A 20321-nucleotide genomic window follows, 5' to 3' on the forward strand; every position below is an offset into this window, starting at 1 on the left:
CCCGCGCCCGACACCGCCGAGGCTTCCCCGCGATCTTCCGTCACCACGCACTCCGCGACAGCACCCGCATCACGCCCAGCACCGCGCACCGCCGCAGGAACACCGCGCCCACTCTCTACCCCGCACTCCGCACCAGAGTCCACCCCGCACCGCACATCGCCACCGGACACCAACCCGACACCACCGCGCCCGCCTCGCACCACGCACTCCGCGACAGCGACCGCCTCGCACCCCGCACCCGCACCAGGCACCGCGGCATCACCGCGCCCACCCGCTCCCCCACACTCCGCACCAGCGTCCACCCCGCACCTCACGCCACCACCGGCCATCGCGGCACCATCGCCGCGCCCACCCGACACGCAGCGCGCTACGGCCTCCTCATCGCATCGCGCGACCTCACCGGACGTCACCCCGCCCGCACCCCGCCCGCCCGGCACCATGCACTCCGCAACGGCTTCCCCACCGCACGCCACACCCTCACCCGACACAGCCCCGGCACCCTCACCGCTGCTCACTGCGCACCTCGCTGCCGGAAGTTCAACGCCAGCATGACGTCCTGGGCGCTGGGCACGTCACCGCCGCGCAGGTCGCAGATGGTCCAGGCGACGCGGATGGCGCGGTCGGCGCCGCGCGCGGACATCCGGCCGGTGCGCAGCGCCGCCTCGACAGGGGCGACGGATTCGCGGGGCAGGCGGAAGCGTTGGCGCAGTGCGTGTCCGGGCACCTCGGCGTTGGTGCGCCAGCCGAACTCGCGCCAGCGGTGCAGCGCCGCCGCGCGGGCCGCGCCGACGCGTTCGCGGACCACGGCGCTGCTCTCGGCGGCCTCCGAACTGAACGTGGCGCCGGCCTGGCCGTGCATCTGCACCCAGATGTCGATGCGATCCATCAGCGGGCCGGACAGCTTGCCCAGGTAGCGGCGGCGGGCCAGTGGTGCGCAGATGCAGTCCACGTCGCGCGCGGGCGCGCAAGGGCACGGGTTGGCCGCGAGAACGAGCTGGAAGCGGGCCGGGTACCTGGCCACGCCGTCGCGCCGCGCGATCCTGACCTCGCCCTCCTCCAGCGGAGTGCGCAGGGCCTCCAGCACTTTCGTGCCGATCTCCGCGCACTCGTCCAGGAACAGAACGCCGCGATGGGCGCGGCTGACCGCACCCGGGCGGGCCGCCGGAGAACCGCCGCCGACCATGGCGGTAGCCGACGTCGAGTGGTGCGGGGCGACGAACGGCGGTGCGGTGACGAGCGGGTGGTCCCCCGACAGCGCGCCGGCCACCGAGTGGATGGCCGTCACCTCCAGCGCCTCGGCCTCCGACAACGGCGGGAGCAGACTCGGAAGCCGCTGCGCCAGCATGGTTTTCCCGATCCCGGGCGGCCCGGTGAGCAGCAGGTGGTGGCCGCCCGCCGCGGCCACCTCGAGCGCCCATCGCGCCTCGTCCTGCCCCACCACCTCGCTGAGATCGCCCTGCGCGGTGACGACGTCGGGCACCACGCCGTCGGGTTCGGACAACTCGCCCTCACCTCGCAGCCACGCGATCACCTGCCGCAGGCTGGGCGCACCGAGCACATCGATGCCGTCCACCAGCCCCGCCTCGCCGAGCGCGGACTCCGGCACGATCGCGGCCGTCCAGCCCGCGTTGCGCGCCGCGATCACCGCCGGCAGTACGCCGCGCACGCGGCGCACCCGCCCGTCCAACGCGAGCTCTCCCAGCAGGACGGTCTTCGCCAAACGCTCCGAAGGCACCGAACCGGCCGCGTCCAGGACGGCGATGGCGAGCGCCAAGTCGTACACGCTGCCGTTCTTGGGCAAGGTCGCCGGGGACAGCGCGAGCGTTACCCGCCCGTCGGGCCACTTCTCGCCGGTGTTGGCGACGGCCGCGCGGACCCGGTCGCGGGATTCGGCGAGCGCGGTGTCGGGCAGCCCGACCAGGTGCACCGACGGCAGCCCTTGCCCGATATCGGCCTCGATCTCCACGAGTTGACCGTCCACCCCGGTGACCGCGACGGAGTGGGCGCGCCCGAGCGCCATCAGAACACCGCCTCGAGGTGCCGGACCTCGGGCTGGCGCCCCCGGATGATCAGCACCGAGACCACGTCGAACCGGATGCGCCGCCACGGCCCGTCCTGTTCGGCCAGCCAGAGCAGCGCCAGCCTGCGGATGCGCTGCTGTTTGGCGAAGGTGACCGCCTCGGCGGGTGTGCCGAAACCGAAACCGGTCCGCGTCTTCACCTCGACGAAGGCCGTGGTGTCGGAGGTGCGGGCGATCAGATCGAGTTCGCCGTACCGGCAGCGCCAGTTCCGCGCGACGATCTCCATCCCCGCGGCCACCAGATACCGGGCCGCGAGTTCCTCCCCGTATGCGCCGAGCGCCTGTTTGTCTGCCACCCGACGAGCGTCGCCCACCGGCCCGGACCCGGCGCCGCGCCGACCTGGGCGAACATCAGCCCTGTGGACGGCCGTGGATCTGTGGACAACCCCGCGCGCGACCGGTCGGCCCGGCCGCGCCGCGCGTTAACCTACTCGGGAAGCCGCAGGTCGGGCTTCTCCAGCTCTTCGATGTTCACGTCCTTGAACGTGATGACCCGCACGTGTTTGACGAACCGGGCGGGCCGGTACATGTCCCAGACCCACGCGTCGCTCATCCGCACCTCGAAATACACCTCGCCATCGGCGTTCTGCGGGCGCAGCTCGACGGTGTTGGCCAGGTAGAAGCGACGCTCGGTCTCCACCACGTACGAGAACTGACCGACGATGTCCTTGTACTCGCGATACAGCGAGAGCTCCATCTCGGTTTCGTACTTCTCGAGGTCCTCGGCACTCATCGGGTGGAATGTCCTCCTTCTCGCCGCACTGCGTCGTCTGCGGACATCATCGCGCATGGGCGGCGTCGGTAGCCACTCGGCCGTCTCCGACAGCGTCTTCCGCGGCCGTTCGGACCGCGTCGGCGACCCTCGAACCCGAGGTCATGGCCAATGCTTCCCGCACGTTCCGCCACGAACGGCGGTGTTCGTCACACGGTCCGAGCGCGTTCAGCGCGGCGGTGTGCTCGGGCGTGTTGTAGCCCTTGTGCGCCGCGAAGCCGTATCCGGGGTGGCGCGCGTCCAGCTCCACCATCATCCGGTCCCTGGTCACCTTGGCCAGGATGCTGGCCGCCGCGATGCAGGCCGCCGCGCCGTCACCACCGATGACCGGCAGTGACGGCACCGGGATACCGGGCACCCGGAATCCGTCGGTGAGCACATAGCCGGGCGTGTGCCCGAGCCCGGCGACGGCGCGGCGCATGCCCTCGATATTGGCCACGTGGATGCCGATCGCGTCGATCTCCCACGACGGGACCACGACGACCTTCCAGGCCAGCGCCAGCCGCGTGATCACCGGGAACAATTCCTCGCGCGTGGCCTCGGTGAGCTTCTTGGAGTCGTCGAGCCCGGCGAGCTTGTCGTAGGACTTGGGCGCGAGCAGACAGGCCGCCACCACCAGCGGACCCGCGCACGGACCGCGCCCCGCCTCGTCGACGCCGGCCACCGGGCCCAGACCGCTGCGGATCAGCGCCGCTTCCAGCGTGCGCAGCCCCGACGCCTTGCGCATCACGACACGCGGCGGCCATGTCCGGCCCGCCGTCACTGCGTTTCCCACTCCGGCTCGCCCCACCGTTCGATTATCCTGCGACCGCGCCCGTCAGTTCGTCTGCGGGTTCTGCGAACCCACCGTGCCGATCCGGGTCGGCGGCCAGATCTTCACGATCGTCTTGCCGCGGACGTTGTCGACGGGGACGGTGCCGGTCAGATCGTCGCGCACGTGGAAGCGGGAGTCCGACGACTGGTTGCGGTTGTCGCCCATCACCCACAGGTGGCCCTCGGGCACCTCGATGGGACCGAATTCCCGCCCGCTGACGGGGCAACCGACACCCGCGCACTGGCCGGGGGTGTACGGGAAGTCATAGACGGCGTACGGCTCGTCCAGGGGTTTGCCGTCGACCAGCACCCGGCCCTGTTCGTCGCAGCACTGCACGGTCTGGCCGCCCACCGCGATCACGCGCTTGACGAGATCGTTCTCGTCGGGCGGCACCAGGCCGAAGAAGGAGAGGAAGTTCTGGAGTCCGCGGATCACGACGTTGTCGGAGCGGATGGACTGGTACCGCTCGTTCCAGGACGGCGGTCCCACGAAGACGACCACGTCGCCCGGCTGCGGCTCGCCACTGCCGTAGTAGCTGATCTTCTGGACGTAGATGCGGTCGCCGATCTGGAGGGTCTCCTCCATCGACTGGGACGGGATCACATACGGCCGCCCGACGAACGTGACCATCAGCGCCGCGATGACGGCGGCGATGACGATGAGAATCGGCAGTTCCTGCCAGAAAGGACGCTGCTTGCGCTGCTTCTTGTTCCGGCGCCTACCGCGCCGCCCCGGCTCCTCGTCTCCCGACCCGGACACCGACACCGACTCACTCTCGTCTGCCACGCCGAACAGACTAGCCCGGCACCATGACTGACGTATGGTGCCGGGCCAGAAGAGATCATTCGTGCCGGTTCAGGCCGAAGCGCTCAGCGCTTCTCCTTGATCTTGGCCGCCTTACCGCGCAGCTCACGCAGGTAGTACAGCTTCGCCCGGCGGACGTCACCGCGGGTCACGACGTCGATGTGGTCGATGTTGGGGCTGTGCACCGGGAAGGTGCGCTCCACGCCGACACCGAACGACACCTTGCGGACGGTGAAGGTCTCGCGGATGCCACCGCCCTGGCGACGGATCACGACGCCCTTGAAGACCTGGATGCGCTCCTTCGAGCCTTCGATGACCTTCACGTGCACATTCAGGGTGTCGCCCGGACGGAAGTCGGGGACATCACTGCGCAGCGACTTTTCGTCGACGAAGTCAAGGGTGTTCATTTTCATCCTTCTGGAGTTCGCGCGAACAGAGGACCCTGGCGGCACCTGCGTGCTCGACCGGTTCATGCTCCGAATTAGGGGGATGCTTCCGGGGTCGAACTAGCACCCGGGGCAACCCGAGCATTGTGCCAGATCAGACAGGGGCCGGGAAAATCGGCCCCGTCAGTGATCGGCGCGTTCGGGCCAGAGCGCGTGCAGGTGGTGCCGGTGATGGTGCGGCGAGGGCGGGGCCGGGATCACCGTACGGGTGAGTTCGGCCTCGGCCGCCGTGCGCACGTGCTCGACGTTCGGTTTACCGGCCACCAGGTCCTGCACGAAGATCTTCGCGCGGATCACGGGCCTGCGATAGCGGCGTTCCCGCACGATCGCCCGGTACATCAGCCGCCTGCGGTCGGCGTAACGCCAGCGCGCCCACGGCGCACCCGGCCTGCTCAGCCGCGACGCACCCACGATCAGCAGCGGCGGGAAGAACATGCCGAACAGGCCGGTCCAGATCTTGCCCTTCGCGATGACGATCGCGGCCAGCACCAGGTTGACGATCGCGAACACCACGATCAGGCCGCGCGCCCAGCCGTCGGCGGTGTCGCGGAAGTCGTTGATCTCCAGCAGCGACAGCGGGTGGAAACCGAGCAGCAGCAGACCCGTCACCGCCAGCGCGACGAACACGGCGTCCACCGAGGTGCGGCCCTGCTCCTCCCAGTAGACGTCCTTCAGGTAGTAGATGAGCGCGAACTCGTCCAGCACCAGGGCCGCGCCGACGCCGAACGCGGCCGCCAGTGCCGAGGACGTCCACCGTTCGGCGTCCTCGGCCACCGCGACCAGGCCCAGCCCGGAGCCCAGCACCAGCACCACGCCGAACACCATGTGGTGCACGTGCACGTCACCGGCGCGCAGATTCCCCGGCCACCACCGCACCTTCGCCCGGATCATCCGGACGCTGAGCCGGATGAACAGGAACCCGATGATGAATCCGAGCAGGAAACACAGCAGCGGCAGGCGGCCGTACGCGATCACATCGTCTTCGAGCCACCGCCGCATGGCCGCCTCCGCCGCCGCCTACTGTCCGAAACCAGCCCGGCGCAGCGCATCCGCCATGGAACCGCTCGGCGCGGGGGCGTTGCGCCGTGGCGAGCCCTGGGTGCGGCCCTGCTGCTGCCGACCCTGACCATTCTGCCGTGCCTTGCCGTCCCCGCGCCCGCCTCGGCCGTCACCGCGACCACCGCCACCCTCGCCGCGACCGCCCTGGCCGCGCTGGGACGCGGGCTTGCCCGCCTGGCCGGGCTCGTCGTCCAGGCGCAGCGACAGCCCGATGCGCTGCCGGGCGACGTCGACCTCGAGCACCTTCACCTTCACCACGTCACCGGACTTGACGACTTCGCGCGGGTCCTTGACGAAGGAGTGCGACATGGCCGACACGTGGACCAGTCCGTCCTGGTGCACGCCCACATCCACGAACGCGCCGAACGCGGCGACGTTGGTGACCACGCCCTCGAGCACCATGCCCGGCTCCAGGTCGGCGACCTTCTCCACGCCCGCGGCGAACTCGGCGGTCTTGAACTCCGGGCGCGGGTCGCGGCCCGGCTTGTCCAACTCGCTGATGATGTCGGTGACGGTCGGCACGCCGAACTTCTCATCGGTGAAATCGGCCGGGCGCAGGCCTTTCAGCACCGTGGAATTGCCGATGATCTCCTGCACGTCGCGGCCGGTGCGCTCCACGATCCGGCGCACCACCGGGTAAGCCTCCGGGTGCACGGCGGAGGAGTCGAGCGGGTCGTCACCGCCGCGAATGCGCAGGAAGCCCGCGCACTGCTCGAACGCCTTCGGGCCCAGCCGGGGCACGTCGAGCAGGGCGGTGCGGCTGCGGAACGGACCGTTCTGATCGCGGTGCGCGACAATGCTTTCCGCGACCGAGGACGCGATACCCGACACGCGCGAGAGCAGCGGCACCGACGCCGTGTTCACGTCCACACCGACCGCGTTCACCGCGTCTTCGACCACGGCGCCCAGCGAGCGGGCCAACAGTGTCTCGGACACGTCGTGCTGGTACTGGCCGACGCCGATGGACTTCGGATCGATCTTCACCAGCTCGGCGAGCGGGTCCTGCAGGCGGCGCGCGATCGACACCGCGCCCCGCAGCGACACATCCAGCTCCGGCAGTTCCTGCGACGCGTACGCCGACGCCGAGTACACCGACGCGCCCGCCTCCGACACGACGATCTTGGTGGGCTTGTTGCCGCCCGCCGCGCCGATGCGGTTGATGAGTTCGGCGGCGAGGGCGTCGGTTTCGCGTGACGCGGTGCCGTTGCCGATCGCGATCAGCTCCACGCCGAACCGGGCGACCAACGCGCCCAGCACCGCGAGGGACTTCTCGGTCTGACCCTGCGGCTTGTGCGGGTAGATGACCTCGGTGGCGACGACCTTGCCGGTGGCGTCCACCACCGCGACCTTCACGCCGGTGCGGTAGCCCGGGTCCAGGCCCATGGTGGCCCTGGTGCCCGCGGGTGCGGCCAGCAGCAGATCGCGCAGGTTGGTGGCGAACACGTCGACGGCGTCCTTCTCCGCCGCCTGCCGCAACCGCATCCGGGTGTCGATGCCCAGGCTCACCTGGAGCTTGGTGCGCCACGCCCAGCGGACCGTGTCGAGCAACCAGGAATCCGCCGGGCGGCCCCGGTCGGCGATGCCGAAGCGCGCCGCGATTCTCGTCTCGTACACGGTGCGCTCACCCGGCGCCGGCTCCTCGGTGTCGGGCTCGAGGTGCAGGGTGAGCACCTCCTCCTTCTCCCCGCGCAGCAGCGCCAGCACGCGGTGCGAGGGCAGCTTGTTGAACGGTTCACTGAATTCGAAGTAGTCGGCGAACTTCGCGCCCGCCTCCTCCTTGCCGGGCCGCACCGAGGAAGTCAGCTGACCCCGGTTCCACATCAGTTCGCGCAGCTCACCGACCAGGTCCGCGTCCTCGGCGAACCGTTCCACCAGGATGGCGCGCGCACCGTCGAGCTGTTCGGCGGTGTACTGCGCCGGATCGGTGGACGGGTCGGTGATCAACGCGTCGGCCACCGGCTCGTGCCCGGCCTCGCGCGCGATCTGCGCCTTGGTCCGCCGCTTGGGCTTGTACGGCAGGTAGATGTCCTCCAGCCGCGCCTTCGTCTCGGCGAGCATCAACTGCTTGTGCAGCTCGGCGTCGAGCTTGCCCTGGCTCTTGATCGACTCGATGATCGCGCCGCGACGCTCGTCCAATTCCCGCAGATAGTGCAGCCGCTCGTCCAGCGTGCGCAGTTGCGCGTCGTCGAGGCCGCCCGTCACCTCCTTGCGGTACCGCGCGATGAACGGCACGGTCGACCCGGCGTCGAGCAACTCGACGGCGGCGCGCACCTGACTCTCGCGCACCCCGAGTTCCTCGGCGATGCGCCTGCCCACACTGGCGAGGGCGGCGGTCGGCGCGGCGGTGTTCGACTCTGAACTGGCGATCTCAGGCGCTGTCGTCACGCCCACAGACTAGTCCGCCGCCGCGCGACCGCTCGCCGGGTGTGGGTGCGGCGGAGCCGATCGTGGGCTGTCGCCCGGATCGCGGCGGATCAGGCAACCTGTCCACGTGCTCGGCGAGATCGCCTGCCGGCGTGCGCACCTCGCGAGGACCGGGCCGCCTCACGCGTCGCCGAGCAATTCCTTTGCGATCTCCCGCATTTCGGCCTTGCGAATCTTGCCGGTGACCGTCATGGGGAACTCGTCGACGAGGTGGACGTACTTGGGGATCTTGAAGTGGGCGAGTTTGCCGGCGCAGAACTCGCGCAGGGACTCGGCCGTGAGCGGGGCGGCGCCGTCGCGCAGGCGAACCCACGCCATCAGCTCCTCGCCGTACTTCGGATCGGGGACGCCGATGACTTGCGCGTCGACGATATCGGGGTGGGTGTAGAGGAACTCCTCGATCTCGCGGGGGTAGATGTTCTCGCCGCCCCGGATGACCATGTCCTTGATGCGACCCGTCACCGCGATGTAGCCGTCGGCGTCCATCACGCCGATGTCTCCGGTGTGCATCCAGCGGGCGGCGTCGATCGCCTCGGCGGTCTTGTCGGGCTGTTCCCAGTAGCCGAGCATGACCGAGTAACCGCGCGTGCACAGTTCGCCCGGTTCCCCGCGCGGCACGGTGAGACCCGTTGCGGGATCGACGATCTTGACCTCCAGATGCGGGCCGACGCGGCCCACGGTGGCGGTGCGCCGGGTGAGGTCGTCGTCACGGCGGGTCTGGGTGCTCACCGGGGAGGTCTCGGTCATGCCGTAGCAGATGCACACCTCGTGCATGCCGAGCCGGTCGATGACCCGTTTCATCACCTCGACCGGGCATGGCGAACCGGCCATGATCCCGGTGCGCAATCCGGTCAGATCGGGTGCGGCGCCGGACTTCTCGAGCTGACCGTCCAGCTCCGCCAGCACGGCGATGAACATCGTAGGCACACCGTAGAGCGACGTGCAGCGTTCTGCGGTGACGGCCGACAGGGTCGCGGCCGGATCGAACGACGGGGCCGGGATCACCACGGCCGCACCGTGACTGGTCGCGGCGAGGTTGCCCATCACCATGCCGAAACAATGGTAGAACGGCACCGGCACGCAGATCCGGTCCTGTTCGGTGTATCCGCACAGCTCACCCACGAAATACCCGTTATTGAGGATGTTGTGGTGGCTGAGCGTCGCGCCCTTCGGGAAACCCGTGGTGCCCGAGGTGTATTGGATGTTGATCGGGTCGTCCGCCGACAGCGTCGCCTCGATCTCGGCCAACCGGTCGCCGTCGGCCGATGTACGCGCGACCTCGTCCCACTCCGGGCTACCGAGGATCAGCACCTGTTCCAGCCCGGGGCATTCCGGCCGGACCTCCTCGATCATCGCCACGTAGTTCGACGTCTTGAACTCCGGTGCGGCGATCACCATCCGGACCCCGGCCTGCCGCAGCACGTACCCCAATTCCGAGGTGCGGTACGCGGGGTTGACGTTCACCAGGATCGCGCCCAGCGCGGCGGTCGCGTACTGGGTGAACACCCACTCCGCGCAGTTCGGGGCCCAGATGCCGACCCGGTCACCCTTGCCGATGCCGCGCCGGGCCAGTCCGGTCGCGACGGCGTCGACGGCCGCCAGCAGCTCGCGATAGGTCCAGCGCCGGCCGGACGGAACGTCCACCAGCGCTTCGCGATCCGGATGCGCGGCCGCCGTGCGCCGCAGGTTCGTGGCGATGGTGTCACCCAGCAGCGGCGCGTCGGAGACGCCGGAGGCGTAGCTCGGCACGGCGATCATCACGCCACTCCCTGCTGACGCAGCACGAACCGCTGCACCTTGCCGCTGGGTGTCTTCGGCAGCGATTCGACGAACCGCACCCGGCGCGGATACGCGTGCGCCGCGAACTTGTCCTTGACCAGCTGCTGCAACTCGGCGGCCAGCTCCGGTGTGCCTTCGACGCCGGGGCGGGGCACCACGAACGCCTCCAGCACTTCGCCGCGCAACTCGTCGGGCAGGCCGACGACCGCGGCCTCGGCTACGTCATCGTGCAGGACCAGCACGCTCTCCACCTCGAACGGGCCGATGCGGTAGCCCGCCATGATGATCACGTCGTCGTCGCGGGCGGAGAAGTGGAAGAAGCCGTCGGCGTCGCGGGAGCCGGCGTCGCCGGTCAGGTACCAGCGGCCGTCGGCGGTGTAGCGCTGCGCGGTGCGCTCCGGGGCGTCGAGGTAGCCGAGGAACCACAGCAGCGGGCTTTGTTCGGTGTCGATGGCGACGCGGCCGAGTTCGCCGGGCGCGGCTTCCACATCGGCGTCGTCGGACAGCACCGCGCACGACCAGCCCGGCAGCTGCCTGCCCATGGAACCGAGCGGGGCGGCGGAGTCCAGATCCTCGTGCCAGGCGTTGCAGATGACCATGCCGTGCTCGGTCTGGCCGTAGTGATCGCGCACCGCGACGCCCAAGTGGCGCTCCGACCAGGCGACGACCTCCGGCGTGAGCGGCTCGCCCGCCGAGGACGCGCGGCGCAACGCGATACCGGTGGGCACGGAGTCGTCGGCGCGCAGCGCGCGGTAGACGGTCGGAGCGGCGGCGAAGTTCGTGACGCCGAACCGTTGCAGCACCTCCCACGTCAGCGACGGGGAGAAGCCCGCGTGCAGCAGCAGGCTGCGGGTGCCCGAGGCCAGCGGCGCGAGGATCGCGTAGTACAGCCCGTAGGCCCAGCCCGGATCGGCGGCGTTCCAGAACACGTCGTCGGGGCGGACGTCGAGCGCGAACTCCTGGTAGGCGTGGAACGAAGCGAGCGAGCGCACCGGGATCGGCACGCCCTTCGGGGTGCCGGTGGTGCCGCTGGTGAACAGCTGCACCAGCAGTCCGTCACCGCCGACCGCGACGGCGGCCGCCCGCGGATCGTCGGCGGCGTGGTTCTCCATCAGATCGGCGAAGCTCAGCGCGTCGGCACGGACGTCCGCGCCGGATCCGCCCACCACGGCCAGCCGCCACGGCACCTCGGCCGCGATGTCGTCGCCGGGCGCGAGCTTGGCCGCCTGGTCGGCGTCGGCGAGCACCAGCGCGGCGCGGCTCGCGTCCAAGCGGAATGCGATCGCGGGCGGCGCGAACGCCGTGAACAGCGGCACGTGCACCGCGCCGCGACGCCAAATGCCGAGCAGCGCGACGATCAGCTCCGCCGACTTGCCCATCAGTGTGGCGACCCGATCGCCCGGCTCGATGTCCAGCCCGGCCAACGCCGCCGCGAAGCGGGCCGAGCGCTCGCGCAGCTCACCGTAGGTGAGATCGGTGGCGCTCAGATCCGCCTCGATCACCGTGAACGCGACGGCGTCGGCGGGATGCCGGTCGCAGAGCAGTTCCGCCGCACAGGCGTCGGGTCCGTCGTAATCCGCCAGCAGCGCGCGCACCCGCGCGTCCGGATCGGTGCTCATGCTTGCTCTCCTCGTTGGTGATCCAGGCCACCCTGGTGTCCACTAGGATGTGCGGCACATCACGTTCGTTACTACCCCCGAAAAGGGGTGAGTCCCCATGACCACCACTCACCTGCTCCGCCCGCGCGACGGTGACGCGCTGCGCGCCGAGATCCGCTGGGTCGCAAGCCGGGCCGGTGTACCCGTGCTGTTCGGCGGTGAAGTGCACGAGGACACGCTGCTGCTCACCGAGTTCGTCGGGACCATGACCAACGGGTTGCGCGGGCTGCCGGTGCGGCGCTCCTCCGGGCTCGGCGGACGCGTCATGGAGATGCGGCGGCCCGCGTCGGTCGCCGACTACCGGCGGGCCTCGTCGATTACGCACCACTACGACGGGCCCGTGTCGGGCGAGGGCATCCGGTCGGTGCTGGCGGTGCCGGTGGTGGTGGACGACCGCACCCGCGCCGTGCTGTATGCCGCCACCCGCGGCGGCAGCCCGATGGGCGACCGCACCGCCGACCTCATGGTGCTGGCCGGGCAGCGGCTGGCCACCGAGTTCACCATTCGCGACGAGGTGGACCGGCGGCTGCGGCTGCTCGAATCGGTGACTCCCGCCGCCGCCACCGCGCCCGCCGTCACCGAGGAACTGCGCGATATCAACGCCGAACTGCGCTCGGTGGCGCGCGCCCTGCCCGACGACAACGACCTACGCGACCGGCTGCACCGCGTCTGTGCCCGGCTCACCCGCGTCCTCACCGGCGAGCCCGCCCCCGACGCGCCGCGCCTGTCCCGCCGCGAACTCGACGTGCTCGCCGAGATCGCGCTCGGCTGCACCAATCAGGAAGCCGCTCAGCGTCTTTCACTGCGGCCGGAGACGGTGAAGAGTTATCTGCGCAACGCGATGACGAAGTTGGACGCGCACTCCCGGCACGAAGCGGTGGTGACGGCGCGGCGGCTCGGCCTGCTGCCCTGAGCCGGGAGATGACCGTGCGGCGCGACGCTCGGTCGACGCGGCCGGGCCGCTGAGGCGCCGGATGGACTTCGACACGGGGATGGCGGCCGGAGAGGCGAGTACGCACTGCCGGGCCGGATGCACGGCGAGTGTCGCCCTGACAGTTCAGCGGCGCGACAGGTTTCGCATCCCGAGCTCCACGATCGCGAATCTGTCGCTCTCGTCGCAGAAATCGATCTCACAGCGCCTCGCGGAGGCGTCCGATCCGCCCGCTCGACCTGAACGCCGCCTGATGTCCGGACGGCCTACCGCTCCTCCGGGGGCAACAGGTCCGGGCGTCTTTCTCGTGTGCGTTCGAGGGATTGTTCGCGGCGCCAGGCGGCGACCTTGGCGTGGTCGCCGGAGAGGAGGATCGGGGGGACCTCGAGGTCGCGCCACACCACGGGGCGGGTGTAGCTGGGGCCTTCGAGGAGGCCGTCGGAGAACGAATCCTCTTGGTGGGACTGCTGATTGCCCAGCACGCCGGGGAGCAGGCGCACCACGGCCTCGGTCATCACCAGCACCGCCGCCTCGCCCCCGATGAGGACGTAGTCGCCGATGCTGACCTCCTCGACGCGCACGCGGCGGGCGGCGTCGTCGAAGACGCGCTGATCGATGCCCTCGTAGCGGCCGCAGGCGAACACCAGGTGCCGCTCGTCCGCCCAGCGGTGCGCGGTGGCCTGCGTGAACGGCACGCCCGCCGGGGTAGGGACCACCAGCAGGGCGTCGTCGGGGCACACCTCGTCCAGGGCGTCACCCCACACGGTGGGCTTCATGACCATGCCGGGGCCGCCGCCGTAGGGGGCGTCATCGACGGATTTGTGCACGTCGTGCGTCCAGCGGCGCAGATCGTGCACGTCCACGGAGATCAGGCCCTTGTCGATGGCCTTGCCGAGCAGGGCCGTGCGCAGCGGGTCCAGGTACTCGGGGAAGATCGTGACGACATCGATCCGCATGGTCACTCCGGATCGAGCAGACCCTCGGGCGGGTCGATGACCACCACGCCCTCGGCGAGCGACACCGTCGGCACGATCGCGGTGACGAACGGGATCAGGATCTCGCGCCCGTCGTCGGCGGCGCGCACCGACAGCAGTTCGCCCGCCGCCGAATGCAGCACCTCGGTGACCGTGCCCACCTCGGACCCGTCGGTGAGCCGCACCGCGAGACCTTCGAGTTCGTGGTCGTAGTACTCGTCCGGATCGTCCGACGGGGGCAGATCCTCGCTGTTCACCACGAACAGGGTGCCGCGCAGGGCGTCGGCGGCGGTGCGATCGGACACGCCCGCGAGAAACACCAGAAGCCGGCCCGAGTGCTCGCGGGCCGACTCCACGGTGAAATCGCGGACCTGCGACGAGCGCGGCAGGCGGCCACGCAGGGTGGCGCCCGCCGCGAAACGCTCGTCGGGCCGGTCGGTGCGGATCTCGACGACGAGTTCGCCGCGCACACCGTGCGATTTGGCGACCCGCCCGACGACGAGTTCCATCCGATTACTGGTCGGTGTCGACCACGTCGACCCGGATGCCGCGGCCGCCGATACCGGCGACCAGGGTGCGCAGCGCGGTGGCGGTGCGCCCGCCGCGGCCGATGACCTTGCCCAGGTCCTCGGGGTGGACGTGCACCTCGACGGTGCGCCCGCGGCGGCCGGTGATCAGCTCGACGCGGACGTCCTCGGGATTGGCGACAATGCCGCGCACCAGGTGCTCCACGGCATCGGCGACGACCGCGCTCACGACTCCGCCTCGCTGGCGCTCGGCTCCGCCGTGAGCCCGGTGGGCGCTGTGTCGATGGTTCGCTCGCTGCGCTCGTTCACGATTACTCGGCAGCCTCGGTGGCGGCCTCGGCCTCGGCGGCGTCGTCCTTCTTGGCCTTCTTCTTCGGGGTGACGGCCTCGGCGACCGGCTCGTTGTCGGCGGCGGCCAGCGCGGCGTTGAACAGATCCAGCTTGGACGGCTTGGCGGCCTTCACCTTCAGGGTGCCCTCGGCGCCCGGCAGGCCCTTGAACTTCTGCCAGTCGCCGGTGATCTCCAGCAGGCGCTGCACGGCCTCGGTCGGCTGCGCGCCCACGCCCAGCCAGTACTGCGCGCGCTCGGAGTCGATCTCGATCAGCGAGGGCTCTTCCTTCGGGTGGTACTTGCCGATGGACTCGATGGCCCGGCCGTCGCGGCGGGTGCGGGCGTCGGCGATGACGACGCGGTACTGGGGGTTGCGGATCTTGCCCAGGCGGGTGAGCTTGATGCGAACAGCCATGCTGATCTGCCTCTTTCAGGTAGTTGGTCACCGCGCGATTCAGCGACCCGCACGGTCTGCGAGCCCGGTTTCACGCTTGAAGTGTGTGACCGCCGCGCGGTACGTAACCGGAGACGGGCTGACACTGTCCATGAGGACGGTCGATCATTCTGCCAGACCGGGCGCGGTCTGCCGAAATCGCCTCCCGGTGGGGTCGGGTGCACTCACCGATTCCGCGAGCTAGTCGGTGCGGTAGGACAGCAGGACGACGCCGGACCGGAACGTCTTGGTCGCCGTGCGGCGCAGCGGGGGCACCTTCGCGCCCTCGGTGAACAGCTTCGCACCGTGGCCGAGCACGACCGGGTAGACGAACAGGCGGAACTCGTCGACCAGGCCCGCCTCGATCAGGTGGTGGACCAGGGTGATGCTGCCGGTGCACACGATGTCGCGGCCCGGCTGTTGTTTCACCGCGCGGACGCCGTCGAGGTCGCGCAGGATCACGGAGTTCTGCCAGCCCGGGTCCGTCATCGAGCTGGACACGACGTACTTCGTCGTGCGGTTCAGGTCGTCGGTGATGCCGGTCTTGTCGTCGGTCTGCTCCGGCCAGTAGCCGCGCATTTCCTCGAATGTCGTCCGCCCGAACAGAATCGCGTCGGACCGCGCCGTCTGCTCCATCAACTCCGCCAGGATGTCGGACTCGTCCACCGACTCGTCCTCCACCGTGAACCATCCCTCGGACGCATCGATGACGCCGTCCACCGTGATGTTCTGGGTCACCACCAAGTCGCGCATGCGGAACCTCCTCGTCGTCGCCCTTGTAGTAGCGACGAGACGCGGCACGCGAACTCATCGGCAAGTGCCGGTTGACGGTGCGCCACCCTCGCCGGGTACGACTCCCCGCACGCCCGGCGCACTGCGGTTTGCCGAGCCGGAGATTTGCCCTCAGATCAGGCTGTCCAGATCGATGGTCAGGGGAAACGGGACCGTGGTGCTGAACTGTCCGCTGACAGCGGGCGATTCGACGTAACCGAACTCGCCCGCGAGGTGGTAGACGGTGAGCGACAGTGGCGCGACGGGGTCGATCACCCAGTAGTGCGGAATACCCGCCCTCGCGTACTCGAAGGGTTTGGTGACCGTATCGGTTCGGCGCGATCCCGGCGAGATGATCTCCACCACCAGCAGGGCGTCGGCAGCCGCCAACCGATCCTCCGGACCGTCCTCCCGAGTGATCACCAGGTCGGGAACACGCACGGTCGGCTCCCTGCCCTCGTCGACGCACACCTCGAACTCGGGAAGCACTTCCCACTTGGGCGGCAGCTGTACCTGCAACTGCCGAGCCAACCGCAACCCCGCCCGCGCGTGCTGACGCTTCGGCCGCGGCGACACGATGAGCACACCCTCCTGAAGTTCGACATGGCTGCTCGTGTTCTCGGGCAGCGCGTCCCATTCCGCCAATGACAACAACTTCGGGAGTGGTGAAATCATCATCCTCGCACCCCCCTCGCGATGAATCCCTCGAAGACAACAGATTTCGATCCGACCGGTGCGGGAAACCGTGCTTCGTCGTACCAGTCTTGCACAGTCATCTCGCCAAGGGAGTGGGGCATCGCAACCTCGGCTGTCATCGTCGTCCTATCCGTCTGATCGTGCCCTCCCCCGGGGTATCGCACAGATAGTGCTTGCCATTTTCTACCCCGAACCGAGTGGATTTGTCACCCATAACTCACGTTAATTCATACGCTAATTCCCACAAGTGGTCGATTGTCCTACATGGTGGCCCCATCCGCCCCGAGCCGCCCGCAGGTAGTTGACTCGCACCGGTCGTAGGCGGGTGGGCCAAAGAGCGGCCGGGTCCCAAACATTCTTTGAACCGACGGCGCCGACACAGCTCACCGGTGGGCTGTCACCGGGTTGGCGCGGGGGTAGGCGTGGCCGCGGAGGACCACGTGAGCCGGGGTGGTGAGGGTGGCGAGGTTGGTGCGGGGGTCTTCGGGGTAGACGACGAAGTCGGCGGGGGCGCCTTCTTCGATGGTGCTGTGGCCGAGCCAGGTGCGGGCGTGCCAGGAGGCCGCACCGAGGGCGTCGTGGGGTGAGAAACCTGCTTCGGTGAGGGCGGTGATCTCGTCGGCGATGCGGCCGTGGTGGATGGAGCCACCCGCGTCGGTGCCGGTGTAGATGGGGATGCCGGCGTCGTGGGCGTCGGCGATGGTGCGGCGGACGCGGCGGTGCAGGTCGCGCATGTGCGCGGCGTACACGGGGAACTTGCCCGCGCTGTCGGCGATATCGGGGAAGGTGTCGATATTGACGAGGGTCGGCACCAAGGCCGTGCGGTGCTCGACCATCAGCTCGATGGTCTCGTCGGTGAGGCCGGTGCCGTGTTCGATGCAGTCGATGCCCGCCTCGAGCAGGCCGGGCAGTGCGTCCTCGCCGAACACGTGCGCCGTGACGCGCGCGCCGTTGGCGTGGGCGGCGTCGATCGCCTCCTTCAGCACGGCGTCGCTCCACAGCGGGCGCAGGTCGCCGACGGATCGGTCGATCCAGTCGCCGACGATCTTGACCCACCCGTCGCCGAACCGCGCCTGCTCGGCGACGATCTCCGGCAGGTCGCGCTCGTCGTCGAGTTCGATGCCGAGTTCGCGGATGTAGCGCTTGGGCCGCGCGATGTGCCTGCCCGCGCGGATGATGCGCGGCAGGTCCTCGCGCTCGTCGATGAACCGGGTGTCGATCGGGGAGCCCGCGTCGCGCAACAGCAACGCGCCCGCGTCGCGTTCGGTCTCGGCCTGCGCGATCGCGCCCTCGCGAGTCTCGTCGCCCCCGCCGTACCGGATGCCGACGTGGCAGTGCGCGTCCACCAGACCGGGCACGATCCACCCTGTGTCGCACAGGGTTTCGGCGCCGGGCACCGGCTCGAAGGTCACCCGCCCGTCGCGCACCCACAGGTCGCGCACCTCGTCACCGGGCAGAACAACACCACGCAGATGCATCGGCAACCTCCTCGCGAGTCGGCTCCACCGAACCTACTCCGCCCGTGAAGTCGACGACCACCCACACACGGGGGTACGCCACCCCGACCCGGCATGCACAGACCGGACCGGTTCCAGCCTTCCACCCGCCGACATGAGATCCGATCGCGCCGGGCCGGGTCCGACGGGCACAGCTCCGCCCGGCCGGAGCAAACACCCGAGCCATCGCGCCCGGTCACCCGGCACCGAAGCGGTGCATCGTCGATGCCCACGCTCACCCGAGCGCACCGCCGCGACCTACCCACACCGCCCGTGAGCGGTCCCTCGACACGGCACCTGGACGCCGACGGCCCCTACTGCTTGGGGAACTTGAGCTTCGACAGATCGAACCCGTCCAACCCCGGCGGCAGCTGGTCGAGCCCCGCGGGCATGTTCGACAGGTCGGGCATCCCGGCGGGCATGCCCGGCATCCCCGGGAACCCACCGCGCACCTTCGGCGGTGTGGGGCCGCGCCCGCCCTTCTTGCCCTTCTTCCCCTTCTTGGCGTTGCGGCGGTTGGCGCCGGGCAGGCCCATCTGGCGGCCCATGCTCGCCATCATCTTCTTGGCCTCGAAGAACCGGTCCACCAACTGGTTGACGTCGGAGACCTGCACACCCGAACCATTGGCGATGCGCAGGCGGCGGGAGGCGTTGATGATCTTCGGGTTGGCGCGCTCGGCGGGCGTCATACCGCGGATGATGGCCTGCACCCGGTCCAGCTGCCGGTCGTCGACGGCGGCCAGCGCGTCCTTCATCTGGCCCGCGCCGGGCAGCATGCCGAGCAGGTTGCCGATCGGGCCCATCTTGCGGATGGCCAGCATCTGCTCGAGGAAGTCCTCGAGGGTGAGCTCGCCGCTGCCGATCTTGCGCGCGGCCTCCTCGGCCTGCTGCGCGTCGTAGACCTGTTCGGCCTGCTCGATGAGGGTGAGCACATCGCCCATGCCGAGGATGCGGCTGGCCATGCGGTCGGGGTGGAAGACGTCGAAGTCCTCGAGCTTCTCACCGGTGGACGCGAACAGGATCGGCGCGCCGGTGACGTTGCGCACCGACAGGGCCGCGCCACCGCGCGCGTCGCCGTCGAGCTTGGTGAGCACCACGCCGGTGAAGCCGACGCCGTCGCGGAACGCCTCGGCGGTGTTGACGGCGTCCTGGCCGATCATGGCGTCGAGGACGAACAGCGTTTCGTCGGGCTGCACGGCGTCGCGGATGCCCGCGGCCTGGCGCATGAGTTCCTCGTCGATGCCGAGGCGGCCCGCGGTGTCGACGATCACCACGTCGTACTGCTTGGCGTTCGCCTCCTCGACGCCCTGGCGCGCGACGGCGACCGGATCAGCCGCCGTGATGCCCAGCGGGTTCTCGCCACCGCCGACGGAGGTGCCGGGGTGCGGGGCGAACACGGGCACGCCCGCGCGCTCGCCGACCACCTGGAGCTGGGTGACGGCGCCGGGGCGCTGCAGGTCACAGGCCACCAGCAGCGGCTGATGCCCCTGGCCCTTGAGCCATTTCGCGAGCTTGCCCGCCAGGGTGGTCTTACCGGCGCCCTGGAGACCGGCGAGCATCACCACGGTCGGCGGGTTCTTGGCCAGGTTCAGCCTGCGGGTCTCGCCGCCGAGGATGCCGACGAGTTCCTCGTTGACGATCTTGACGACCTGCTGGGCGGGGTTCAGCGCCGCGGAGACCTCCGCGCCCTTGGCGCGCTCCTTGATCCTGGCGATGAAACCGCGCACCACGGGCAGCGCGACGTCCGCCTCGAGCAGGGCCAACCGGATCTCCCGGCACGTGGCGTCGATGTCGGCCGGTGACAGACGCCCCTTACCGCGCAGATCTTTCAGGGCACCGGTTAGCCGGTCGGACAGGGATTCGAACACCGATCGCGCTCCTGATCTCGAATGACGTCAATTGCCTCCCAGAGTAATGGGATCGTCCACCCGCCCGCGCGGGCGGTGCGTCATCGCGCGCGCTGGTCGAGCGAGCGGCGGCGCCGGGCGGCGGGCCCGCGATAGTCGTGGTTCTCCAGACCGACCATGGAGGCGGCCTCGCGTCCGGTGAGCCCGAGTTCCAGCGCGAGGTCGTCGAGCTCGGCCGTATCCACCTCGGCCGGTGGCGTTTTCGCGGCGACGGCGATGGCGATCGTCATGGCGGTGACCGCCTGGCGACCGGTCAGCGTGCGGCCGGGCAACCAGGACACGACCCAGCGGTCCTCGCCGACGCAGCGCGCCATGTGGGTGGTCTCGTCGCTGGTCATCAGCGATGCCGCCACCACCTGAATTGCCACCGGCCTGCTCCCCTCGTGCTCGCGCTAGTGGAACGCTCCGATCGTAAGGGG

The 20321-nt window shown here is 69.8% G+C and carries 20 protein-coding genes; 1 reads left to right on the forward strand and 19 read right to left on the reverse strand.

Features of this window, described 5'->3' with window-relative positions; all coding sequences use genetic code 11:
* Nucleotides 1-511: 511 nt before the first annotated feature.
* From OHB21_RS35280 to OHB21_RS35325, 10 genes are all read right to left on the reverse strand, one after another.
* Entirely contained in the window at nt 512-2020 is a 1509-nt protein-coding gene (locus OHB21_RS35280) for a YifB family Mg chelatase-like AAA ATPase (RefSeq protein WP_067514123.1), read from the reverse strand.
* Nucleotides 2020-2376 carry a YraN family protein gene (locus tag OHB21_RS35285; protein WP_067514124.1) on the reverse strand — a complete coding sequence of 119 codons (357 nt, stop codon included), beginning with the start codon at nt 2374-2376 and terminating at the stop codon, nt 2020-2022. Before OHB21_RS35285 ends, OHB21_RS35280 begins: the two co-directional genes overlap by 1 nt.
* Nucleotides 2377-2507: 131 nt before the next feature.
* Nucleotides 2508-2813 carry a DUF2469 domain-containing protein gene (locus tag OHB21_RS35290; RefSeq protein WP_067514125.1) on the reverse strand — a complete coding sequence of 102 codons (306 nt, stop codon included), beginning with the start codon at nt 2811-2813 and terminating at the stop codon, nt 2508-2510.
* 46 nt (nt 2814-2859) lie between these two features.
* Nucleotides 2860-3579 (reverse strand): ribonuclease HII, encoded by a 720-nt coding sequence (locus OHB21_RS35295; RefSeq protein ID WP_067514146.1) that lies wholly within the window; start codon nt 3577-3579, stop codon nt 2860-2862.
* A gap of 90 nt (nt 3580-3669) precedes the next feature.
* Nucleotides 3670-4452, reverse strand: coding sequence for a signal peptidase I (gene lepB, locus OHB21_RS35300; protein ID WP_407675085.1), 783 nt, complete (start codon nt 4450-4452; stop codon nt 3670-3672).
* A gap of 83 nt (nt 4453-4535) precedes the next feature.
* A complete protein-coding gene (gene rplS, locus OHB21_RS35305) occupies nt 4536-4877 on the reverse strand; it encodes a 50S ribosomal protein L19 (protein ID WP_067514127.1) in 342 nt (113 codons plus the stop codon).
* Nucleotides 4878-5039: 162 nt separating this feature from the next.
* Nucleotides 5040-5915: a hypothetical protein gene (locus OHB21_RS35310; RefSeq protein WP_067514128.1), complete on the reverse strand. Its 876-nt coding sequence runs from the start codon at nt 5913-5915 to the stop codon at nt 5040-5042.
* 18 nt (nt 5916-5933) lie between these two features.
* Entirely contained in the window at nt 5934-8360 is a 2427-nt protein-coding gene (locus OHB21_RS35315; protein ID WP_084538195.1) for a Tex family protein, read from the reverse strand.
* Between the two features lie 159 nt (nt 8361-8519).
* Nucleotides 8520-10157: an AMP-binding protein gene (locus OHB21_RS35320; RefSeq protein ID WP_067514129.1), complete on the reverse strand. Its 1638-nt coding sequence runs from the start codon at nt 10155-10157 to the stop codon at nt 8520-8522.
* A complete protein-coding gene (locus OHB21_RS35325; RefSeq protein WP_067514130.1) occupies nt 10157-11797 on the reverse strand; it encodes an AMP-binding protein in 1641 nt (546 codons plus the stop codon). Before OHB21_RS35325 ends, OHB21_RS35320 begins: the two co-directional genes overlap by 1 nt.
* A gap of 97 nt (nt 11798-11894) precedes the next feature.
* Between OHB21_RS35325 and OHB21_RS35330 the strand changes: the two genes are divergently transcribed.
* Complete coding sequence (locus tag OHB21_RS35330; RefSeq protein ID WP_067514131.1) at nt 11895-12749, forward strand: helix-turn-helix transcriptional regulator; 855 nt, start codon at nt 11895-11897, stop codon at nt 12747-12749.
* Between the two features lie 284 nt (nt 12750-13033).
* Here OHB21_RS35330 and trmD read toward each other — a convergent pair whose 3' ends face one another.
* From trmD to OHB21_RS35375, 9 genes are all read right to left on the reverse strand, one after another.
* Entirely contained in the window at nt 13034-13723 is a 690-nt protein-coding gene (gene trmD, locus OHB21_RS35335; protein WP_067514132.1) for a tRNA (guanosine(37)-N1)-methyltransferase TrmD, read from the reverse strand.
* Nucleotides 13724-13725: 2 nt separating this feature from the next.
* Nucleotides 13726-14250, reverse strand: coding sequence for a ribosome maturation factor RimM (gene rimM / locus OHB21_RS35340; protein ID WP_067514133.1), 525 nt, complete (start codon nt 14248-14250; stop codon nt 13726-13728).
* 4 nt (nt 14251-14254) lie between these two features.
* Nucleotides 14255-14497 (reverse strand): RNA-binding protein, encoded by a 243-nt coding sequence (locus OHB21_RS35345; RefSeq protein WP_067514134.1) that lies wholly within the window; start codon nt 14495-14497, stop codon nt 14255-14257.
* Nucleotides 14498-14579: 82 nt separating this feature from the next.
* A complete protein-coding gene (rpsP, locus tag OHB21_RS35350; protein ID WP_067514135.1) occupies nt 14580-15014 on the reverse strand; it encodes a 30S ribosomal protein S16 in 435 nt (144 codons plus the stop codon).
* A gap of 219 nt (nt 15015-15233) precedes the next feature.
* Nucleotides 15234-15785 carry a dihydrofolate reductase family protein gene (locus OHB21_RS35355; protein ID WP_195126114.1) on the reverse strand — a complete coding sequence of 184 codons (552 nt, stop codon included), beginning with the start codon at nt 15783-15785 and terminating at the stop codon, nt 15234-15236.
* A 150-nt stretch (nt 15786-15935) separates the two neighbouring features.
* Entirely contained in the window at nt 15936-16481 is a 546-nt protein-coding gene (locus OHB21_RS35360) for a Uma2 family endonuclease (RefSeq protein WP_195126113.1), read from the reverse strand.
* Between the two features lie 401 nt (nt 16482-16882).
* Nucleotides 16883-17977, reverse strand: a complete 1095-nt coding sequence (locus tag OHB21_RS35365; RefSeq protein ID WP_195126112.1) for a metal-dependent hydrolase family protein — start codon at nt 17975-17977, stop codon at nt 16883-16885.
* A gap of 332 nt (nt 17978-18309) precedes the next feature.
* Nucleotides 18310-19863 carry a signal recognition particle protein gene (gene ffh / locus OHB21_RS35370; RefSeq protein WP_067514137.1) on the reverse strand — a complete coding sequence of 518 codons (1554 nt, stop codon included), beginning with the start codon at nt 19861-19863 and terminating at the stop codon, nt 18310-18312.
* An 80-nt stretch (nt 19864-19943) separates the two neighbouring features.
* A complete protein-coding gene (locus OHB21_RS35375; protein ID WP_084538194.1) occupies nt 19944-20270 on the reverse strand; it encodes a hypothetical protein in 327 nt (108 codons plus the stop codon).
* Nucleotides 20271-20321: the final 51 nt, after the last annotated feature.

The sequence above is a fragment of the Nocardia puris genome (assembly GCF_036051655.1).
Classification (GTDB): Bacteria; Actinomycetota; Actinomycetes; order Mycobacteriales; family Mycobacteriaceae; genus Nocardia; species Nocardia puris.

What these genes read in the sequence shown, in the direction of transcription:
- OHB21_RS35280 (WP_067514123.1), bottom strand. Translation starts at nt 2,020, where the DNA reads ATGGCGCTCGGGCGCGCCCACTCCGTCGCGGTCACCGGGGTGGACGGT.
- OHB21_RS35290 (WP_067514125.1), bottom strand. Translation starts at nt 2,813, where the DNA reads ATGAGTGCCGAGGACCTCGAGAAGTACGAAACCGAGATGGAGCTCTCG.
- OHB21_RS35295 (WP_067514146.1), bottom strand. Translation starts at nt 3,579, where the DNA reads ATGCGCAAGGCGTCGGGGCTGCGCACGCTGGAAGCGGCGCTGATCCGC.
- rplS (WP_067514127.1), bottom strand. Translation starts at nt 4,877, where the DNA reads ATGAACACCCTTGACTTCGTCGACGAAAAGTCGCTGCGCAGTGATGTC.
- OHB21_RS35310 (WP_067514128.1), bottom strand. Translation starts at nt 5,915, where the DNA reads ATGCGGCGGTGGCTCGAAGACGATGTGATCGCGTACGGCCGCCTGCCG.
- OHB21_RS35320 (WP_067514129.1), bottom strand. Translation starts at nt 10,157, where the DNA reads ATGATCGCCGTGCCGAGCTACGCCTCCGGCGTCTCCGACGCGCCGCTG.
- OHB21_RS35325 (WP_067514130.1), bottom strand. Translation starts at nt 11,797, where the DNA reads ATGAGCACCGATCCGGACGCGCGGGTGCGCGCGCTGCTGGCGGATTAC.
- OHB21_RS35330 (WP_067514131.1), top strand. Translation starts at nt 11,895, where the DNA reads ATGACCACCACTCACCTGCTCCGCCCGCGCGACGGTGACGCGCTGCGC.
- trmD (WP_067514132.1), bottom strand. Translation starts at nt 13,723, where the DNA reads ATGCGGATCGATGTCGTCACGATCTTCCCCGAGTACCTGGACCCGCTG.
- rimM (WP_067514133.1), bottom strand. Translation starts at nt 14,250, where the DNA reads ATGGAACTCGTCGTCGGGCGGGTCGCCAAATCGCACGGTGTGCGCGGC.
- rpsP (WP_067514135.1), bottom strand. Translation starts at nt 15,014, where the DNA reads ATGGCTGTTCGCATCAAGCTCACCCGCCTGGGCAAGATCCGCAACCCC.
- OHB21_RS35355 (WP_195126114.1), bottom strand. Translation starts at nt 15,785, where the DNA reads ATGCGCGACTTGGTGGTGACCCAGAACATCACGGTGGACGGCGTCATC.
- OHB21_RS35360 (WP_195126113.1), bottom strand. Translation starts at nt 16,481, where the DNA reads ATGATGATTTCACCACTCCCGAAGTTGTTGTCATTGGCGGAATGGGAC.
- OHB21_RS35365 (WP_195126112.1), bottom strand. Translation starts at nt 17,977, where the DNA reads ATGCATCTGCGTGGTGTTGTTCTGCCCGGTGACGAGGTGCGCGACCTG.